The sequence below is a fragment of the Phyllobacterium sp. P5_D12 genome, assembly GCF_054049495.1.
Map to the genome: position 1 here is coordinate 1 of NZ_JBFUMG010000231.1, position 6749 is coordinate 6749.

General features: G+C 58.1%; 6 protein-coding genes. All 6 read right to left on the reverse strand.

Features of this window, described 5'->3' with window-relative positions; all coding sequences use genetic code 11:
* On the reverse strand, nucleotides 1–1148 hold a 1148-nt coding region (locus ACXJ5O_RS15430; RefSeq protein WP_457300657.1), incomplete at its 3' end, for an ArnT family glycosyltransferase.
* A gap of 13 nt (nucleotides 1149–1161) precedes the next feature.
* Nucleotides 1162–1482 (reverse strand): lipid-A-disaccharide synthase N-terminal domain-containing protein, encoded by a 321-nt coding sequence (locus tag ACXJ5O_RS15435; protein ID WP_112531790.1) that lies wholly within the window; start codon nucleotides 1480–1482, stop codon nucleotides 1162–1164.
* Nucleotides 1475–2206, reverse strand: coding sequence for a glycosyltransferase family 2 protein (locus tag ACXJ5O_RS15440; protein WP_224508703.1), 732 nt, complete (start codon nucleotides 2204–2206; stop codon nucleotides 1475–1477). Before ACXJ5O_RS15440 ends, ACXJ5O_RS15435 begins: the two co-directional genes overlap by 8 nt.
* A 103-nt stretch (nucleotides 2207–2309) precedes the next feature.
* Nucleotides 2310–3959: a thiamine pyrophosphate-binding protein gene (locus ACXJ5O_RS15445; RefSeq protein WP_457300658.1), complete on the reverse strand. Its 1650-nt coding sequence runs from the start codon at nucleotides 3957–3959 to the stop codon at nucleotides 2310–2312.
* Nucleotides 3943–5130: a CaiB/BaiF CoA transferase family protein gene (locus ACXJ5O_RS15450; protein WP_457300659.1), complete on the reverse strand. Its 1188-nt coding sequence runs from the start codon at nucleotides 5128–5130 to the stop codon at nucleotides 3943–3945. Before ACXJ5O_RS15450 ends, ACXJ5O_RS15445 begins: the two co-directional genes overlap by 17 nt.
* Nucleotides 5127–6080 (reverse strand): alpha/beta hydrolase, encoded by a 954-nt coding sequence (locus ACXJ5O_RS15455; RefSeq protein ID WP_457300660.1) that lies wholly within the window; start codon nucleotides 6078–6080, stop codon nucleotides 5127–5129. Before ACXJ5O_RS15455 ends, ACXJ5O_RS15450 begins: the two co-directional genes overlap by 4 nt.
* Nucleotides 6081–6749: the final 669 nt, after the last annotated feature.

The following is a 6749-nucleotide window of genomic DNA, read 5'->3' on the forward strand; positions in this document are numbered from 1 at the left end:
AAGCCGAGCGTCGCTGCAGCAAGGCCAAGCAGCGTCAGCCGCTCGACCCAGATTTGCCAGCGGCCGCGATAGGACTGGGCGGCGATGCCGGTGTCGATGGCCCAAGCCATCGTCAACAGCAAGGCCGGGTAGGCGGGAAGGATATAGTGGGGCAACTTCGTCGGGATGAGCTCGGTTACCAGCCAGAACGGGATGTACCAGGCGGTCAGGAAAGCAAGGCGCGGATCCTGGCGCAATCGACTCAACGCCTGCAGACCGCCGCGAATAGCGAGCACGCCAAACGGCCAGATGAACACGACGAAGATCAGGGCGAAATAGCCCGGCGGCGCGCCGTGGCTTTCCTGCGCATCGCCAACCTTCGACAGGAAATCCTTGTTGACGGATTCGTTGAAGAAGGCACCGCCGCTTTTCAGCGTGATCAGGATGAGCCAGGGCAGCACGATTGCGAGCAGGATGAGGATACCGCTTAGTGGCTTCAGGCGTTTCAGCCATCGCCATTCGCGGTAGAAAAGGCTGAGAGAGCCCATCGTCAAAAGACTGACAAAGGGAGTGATCGGGCCTTTGATCAGCACACCGGCTGCCGTTGCCACCCAGAAGATCACTGCTGGCGCCCATTTGGCTGCGGCCTGCTTGCGGCTTGCCATCCAGATCGATGCAAGCGCGCCCTGTGCGATGACGACCGTCGCCAGCACCGTCGCGTCGGTCTTTGCCACGCGCGCCTCGAAGCCGAGCATAACGATCGCTGCAAGGGCGATACCGGCCATAAGGCCGGCGCTTTGGCCAAAAAGGAATGCTCCCAGAGCAGCCGTACCGAGCACCGCAATCGTAGCGCCAGCCACCGAGACGAGCCGGTAGACCCATACGGGCGCATCGTTATTGTAGCCTGTGAGCTTGAGCGCGGCGCTCTGCAGCCAGTAAATGCCAACCGGCTTCTTGTAGCGCGATGCGTCTTGAAAGCGGATGTCGACATAGTCGCCGCTTTCAGCCATCTGGTGCGTTGCCTGCACGTATCGCGCTTCATCGCGGTCCAGCGGCGGTATCGAAGCGATGCCGGGTACGAAGGAGATGAGGCAGATGAAAACCAGCAGCAAATAGTGGCCGGCGCGAAGTTTTGTGCCGCCGCCGGGAGCGAGGTCCGAAGAGGTCATCAACATCCCTTGCTCACGTGTCCAGCGTCATCGCCTTCTTCTCATTGGCGATCAGCCAGAGATTGCGAATATAGACAATAAGTCCGAGGCCCTGACCGGCAATGAACACCGGATCCTTACGCACGACCGCGTAGACGAAAAGCAGTACACCGCCAAACAGCGAGAAGAACCAGAATGTCACCGGGACGACGCTTCGCTTGGCGCGTTCGGAGGCAATCCACTGCACGACGAAACGCATGGTGAAACAGCCCTGCGCAAAGAAGCCCAGCAGAATCCAGGCGTCGAATTGGGCCACGAAAACCGAGTGCAGCCAATTGGTAATAGCATCAGCCATGACTGATCTCCGTAATCGTTGGAACGGTCTTGCGGCGCTTGCGCAGCCACCAGACGCCATATAGGTCGAGAATACCGCGCAGACCGCGGTCGAGAATGCCGTAGTTCGATTTGCCGTGACGGCGTTCGCGATCAAGAACATCGACATGCACGACGCCGTAGCCTTCACGGATCACCAACGCAGGCAGATAGCGGTGCCAGCCATCGAAGAAAGGCAATTCGCGGAAAAGCTGGGTGTGCAGTGCCTTAAGACCGCAGCCGCTGTCGCGCGTATTGTCCTTCAGGATCGCGCTGCGCAGCTTGTTGGCATATTTCGATGCGAACTGCTTCAGTTTCGTGTCGGTACGCTTCAGCCGTTGCCCTGCTGCGATCCCGATTGCCGGACCGGCCTGCAGCAACGCATCGGCCAGCCGTGGCAGGTAGGCCGGGTTGTTCTGTCCGTCACCATCCATGGTGACCACGACCTTACCCCTTGCCGCGAATACGCCCGAGCGAACGGCTGCACTTTGCCCCGCAGACTTGTCGTGACGAATATGGCGCAGAGGCTTCCCGGCCTTGATCCGCTCGCCCAATGCTTCACCCGTCAAGTCGGTAGAGCCATCGTCGACGACGATCACTTCGTAGCTGCGGCCTTCCATGGCTGCATCCACTTCATCGAGGAGAAAGGCTAGATTGGCGGCCTCGTTGCGGCACGGAATGACGATCGTAATTGCCGGATTGCTCAAGTTGCAAGCTTTCGTAGTGGGACTTCAGGCGCGCTCCATAACATCGAAAGCGCCGCCGTGCCATCCTCATTTGCATTACGAAGCTGTAATGCCAACCCTTCGGTCAACGCTTGTTGCGAATGTCGGAGAGAGTCTTCGCCGGTGTAATCGCTTCGGGATCGAGACGAATTTCAATGATCGCCGGCTTGCCGCTTTCGACGGCCCGTTGCCATGCTCCTTCGAATTCCTCCGTGGCGTCCACGGTCTCACCATGACCGCCATAGGCGCGCGCCAGCATGGCAAAATCCGGGTTGGTGAGATCAGTCGCGGACACACGTCCGGGATATTCGCGTTCCTGGTGCATGCGGATCGTCCCATAGATATTGTTGTTGATGACGAGGACTATAATCGGCAGGTTGTATTTTACGGCCGTCGCAAACTCCTGGCCGTTCATCAGGAAGCATCCGTCACCGGCAAAGCACACGACCGTTCGCTCTGGGTAGAGCTGTTTTGCAGAGACCGCCGCCGGGAGCCCATAACCCATGGAGCCGGATGTCGGTGCTGCCTGTGTGGCGAAGCGGCGGAATCGATGGAAGCGATGTAGCCAGGTGGCGTAGTTGCCTGCGCCGTTGGTTATGATCGCGTCTTCCGGGAGCACGCTCTCGAGATAGGACATGATTGGTCCCATCGCGACCTTGCCCGGTCCGGTCTTCGGTGGCGTCGACCAGGCGAGGTAGGATTTGTGCGCGGCTTCCGCTTCGCCCGGCCAGTTGGTGTGTGATGGCGGTGCGAGATGTTCGACAGCTTCAGCAAACATGTCGGGTGCCGAGTTTATCGCGAGGCTAGGGCGATATACCCGTCCAAGTTCATCCGCGTCTGCATGCACGTGGATCAGAGTCTGCTTGGGATAAGGGCTGTCTATCAGCGTGTAGCCGGACGACGGCATCTCGCCGAAACGCCCGCCAATCAGCAGCAACACGTCGGCTTCTTTCACGCGCGCCGCCAAAGCCGGATTGATGCCGATACCGACATCGCCCGCATAATTCGGATGCAGATGATCGAACAGCATCTGTCGGCGGAATGAACAGCCGACGGGGAGGTGCCATTTCTCGGCAAAGCGCGTGATCGACTGGACTGCGTTTTCATTCCAGCGCGACCCGCCCAGGATCACGAAAGGCCGTGTTGCGCCCTGAAGAAGATCGGCGAGCTTTTCGATACAGGCCGGAGAAGGACCCGTCTCGACCGGCTGCCAGCCCTGAGCCGCCACTGCTTCGACCTTGTCGGTCAGCATATCTTCCGGTAACGCCAGCACGACAGGTCCTGGGCGCCCCGAGGTTGCGACTGAAAATGCTCGCGTGACGAATTCCGGAATGCGCCGCGCATCGTCGATTTCTGCCACCCATTTCGCTGTATCAGCAAAGAAGCGGCGGTACTCGACTTCCTGAAAGGCCTCGCGCTCACGTGCGTCGCGTTGCACCTGGCCAATGAAAAGGATCAGTGGCGTCGAATCCTGCTTGGCGATGTGGATTCCGGGAGAGGCATTGGTTGCGCCTGGACCACGTGTGACAAAGCAGATGCCTGGCTTGCCAGTGAGCTTTCCCCAGGCATCCGCCATCATCGTGGCTCCGCCCTCGGCCCGGCAAACGGTGACGCCAATCTTTGCGTCGTAAAGCGCGTCGAGTACGGCAAGATAGCTCTCACCCGGCACGCAAAACAACCGCTCGACGCCATTAGCCGCCAAAGCCTCGACGATTAATTCACCGCCCGTTTTCATTGGATACGTCCTTTACTTCTTGAAGAATTTCGGCGCTGTGCTCGCCAAGACGTGGCGAAGGCCGTTGATAGGAAAGCGGGGTTTTCGACATGACGATCGGCGTGCGCACCGAGGGAATAGTGCTGCCATGGCCGTCCTCGAGATCAAGCCGCAATTGCCGCGACACGATCTGCGGATCGTCAAACATCTCGCCGATCCGGTTTATCGGTCCTGCCGGAACCGCATTTCGGGAACAGGCTTCAAGTAATTCGGCACGGGTACGTTTCTGCGTTTCGGCCCGGATCAGGGCCGTCAGTTCGATGCGATTTTCCAGTCGTGCCCGATTGGTCAGGAAGCGAGGATCGCTGGCGAGATTTGTCAGCCCGACAAGGCTGCAGAACCGGGCGAACTGCCCGTCATTGCCGACTGCGAGAATCATATGACCGTCTGATGTCGGTACGACTTCGTAAGGCGAAATATTCGGGTGGGCGTTGCCCATGCGGTGCGGGCTCTTGCCCGTTGCTAGATAGTTCATCGCCTGATTGGCCATGACTGCGGATTGCACGTCGAACAGGGCCATGTCGATCATCTGGCCTTCGCCCGTTTTCGCCGCATGTGCCAGCGCGGCCTGAATGGCAATGACGGAATAGAGGCCGGTGAAGACATCGGCGACGGCGAGGCCAACCTTTTGCGGCTCGCGGTCGGGTTCGCCGGTAACGGACATCAGACCGGACATGCCCTGAATGATGAAGTCATAGCCCGCCTGGGCGGCGTACGGACCGTCCTGACCAAAGCCCGTGATCGAACAATAAACGAGGCGCGGATTGTCAGCGCTCAGAGATGCGTAGTCGAGGCCGTACTTCTTCAGGCCGCCTACCTTGAAATTTTCGAGCACGACATCTGCCGTACGGCAGAGTGCCTTGACCGTTTCCTGTCCCTCCTTGGTCGTGAAATCCAAGGTAATTGAACGCTTGCCACGGTTGCATGAGTGAAAATAGGCGGCATCGAGATTTTCGCCCTCGCTGCTCGCGATGAACGGCGGTCCCCACCCACGCGTTTCGTCCCCTCCGGCAGGGTTTTCCACCTTGATGACATCGGCGCCAAGGTCGGCGAGAACCTGTCCGGCCCATGGCCCGGCCAGAACGCGAGCGAGTTCGATGACGCGCACACCCTTCAGAGGAGCATCAGTCATATTTCAAGCACTCTCGTTCGTTTCGAAACCGTTCCCGTCGCCCAATCCGCAAAATCCCGCATGATTACCTCCCTGTTGATCTCGTTGAGGCCTTCATGCCGTGTACCCTCGTAGATCTTGGTTGTGACATTGGAAAATCCAAGTTGTTTCAGTCTGCGATCAAGGTGCCTGACAGCTTTGCCCTTCTCGGTGGCCGGGTCTTCTGCACCGCCGACGAGATTGAAGGGTAAGTCGCGAGGGAGTTTGGCCAGCAACGAATTATCTGCACCGGTGAAGATGAAGTCGAAAATATCGCGCCACATACTCACTGTCGGGTTCCAGCCGGATAGCGGGTCGGCAAGATAGGCATCTACTTCGTCAGGGTCGCGCGATAACCAGTCAGACGCTGTACGGGCGTTTGCAACACTGCGGCCCCACTGCTGGAAGGTGAATTTCGGTAGCACCATACTTGGAACGTCCGATCCTAAAAACATGCGCTCGGCGCGCAGGACTCCTTGCGCGACCCGGCCGAGAAGTCCAGCTGAGAAATTGGCGTTCCAGATCGCCGCAGCGTCCATTTTGCCGGGATGCTTCAGCACGTAGTTCATTGCGATCAATCCGCCGAGCGAGTGCCCGAACAGAATCATGGGGAGGTGAGGGTGACGCTGGCGGGCAAGACTGTTGATGGCATCGACGTCGTCCAGAACGTGCATGACCCCGTCGCTTTGCGCAAATCGTCCAGCCGGAGCGCCAGTTGCTTTGGTAAGTCCGTGTCCGCGATGATCGTGCGCATAGACGTGAAAACCTTGTCCATTCAAGAATTGGGCAAACCGCGCATAGCGCAAGGAATGTTCACTGACGCCGTGACTGATCTGGACGATAGAATGCGCCTGACCTTCGGCCGCGGAAAACCGCATCGCAAGTTTTGCCCCTGTCGCGCTTGCAATCGTTTCTACGTCCTCGAATGCCATCCACTGCCTCCCGTCGCAGTTGAAGTGGTGGCGCACGAATAGTCAATGCGCAATAAACTCCGATAAAATCCGCTTAATTTTTTTCGTTCTTGCACAATAAATAATCATGCAAAACCATATGCAATTTTATTTTGCAAAGCCTCTTGCAATCGATAAAAACTTGCCTCAGAACTTCACTCCGAAAGAGATCGAATGTGCAATCGTTGCAACCGCAACAATGAAACGCACTCGGTTTCTGCCAGTTACATGGCCGTTCAGGGGAGAAGAGGACGCTCCCCGAATGCGGCACCAGAGGGGAAACCGGGTGACGGAAATATCCGCGCCCGGTTTCGCTCGTTTTGGGAGGCTTGCCCTGTTGAAAGGCCGCTTATCCTAATTGAAGACACCCTCCAGACCAAAATAATCGTGGCTGTTTATCCACGCTCTCCAAACCTGAGCTATCCTGATGTCGTCCTTTCCATGGGGAGCTGCTTCCGGAGCCGTTCGAAAGTGGGGAAGGACGGCGTGTCAGCGGGCGGGCAACGGACCCAAGCGTTGGCCGACCTGTTCGTCTTCGGGGGTCAATCTGCGCATTTTAGGCAGATATTGCCTCCATTGTTGACGCCAACGCCAATCGTGCGGACACTGCACCGACGGCGACGATGGGCCCGGACTCCAGGCGTTCATCCA

Coding starts and splice junctions, on each gene's coding strand:
- ACXJ5O_RS15455 (WP_457300660.1), bottom strand. CDS start 6,080: ATGGCATTCGAGGACGTAGAAACGATTGCAAGCGCGACAGGGGCAAAA.
- ACXJ5O_RS15445 (WP_457300658.1), bottom strand. CDS start 3,959: ATGAAAACGGGCGGTGAATTAATCGTCGAGGCTTTGGCGGCTAATGGC.
- ACXJ5O_RS15450 (WP_457300659.1), bottom strand. CDS start 5,130: ATGACTGATGCTCCTCTGAAGGGTGTGCGCGTCATCGAACTCGCTCGC.
- ACXJ5O_RS15435 (WP_112531790.1), bottom strand. CDS start 1,482: ATGGCTGATGCTATTACCAATTGGCTGCACTCGGTTTTCGTGGCCCAA.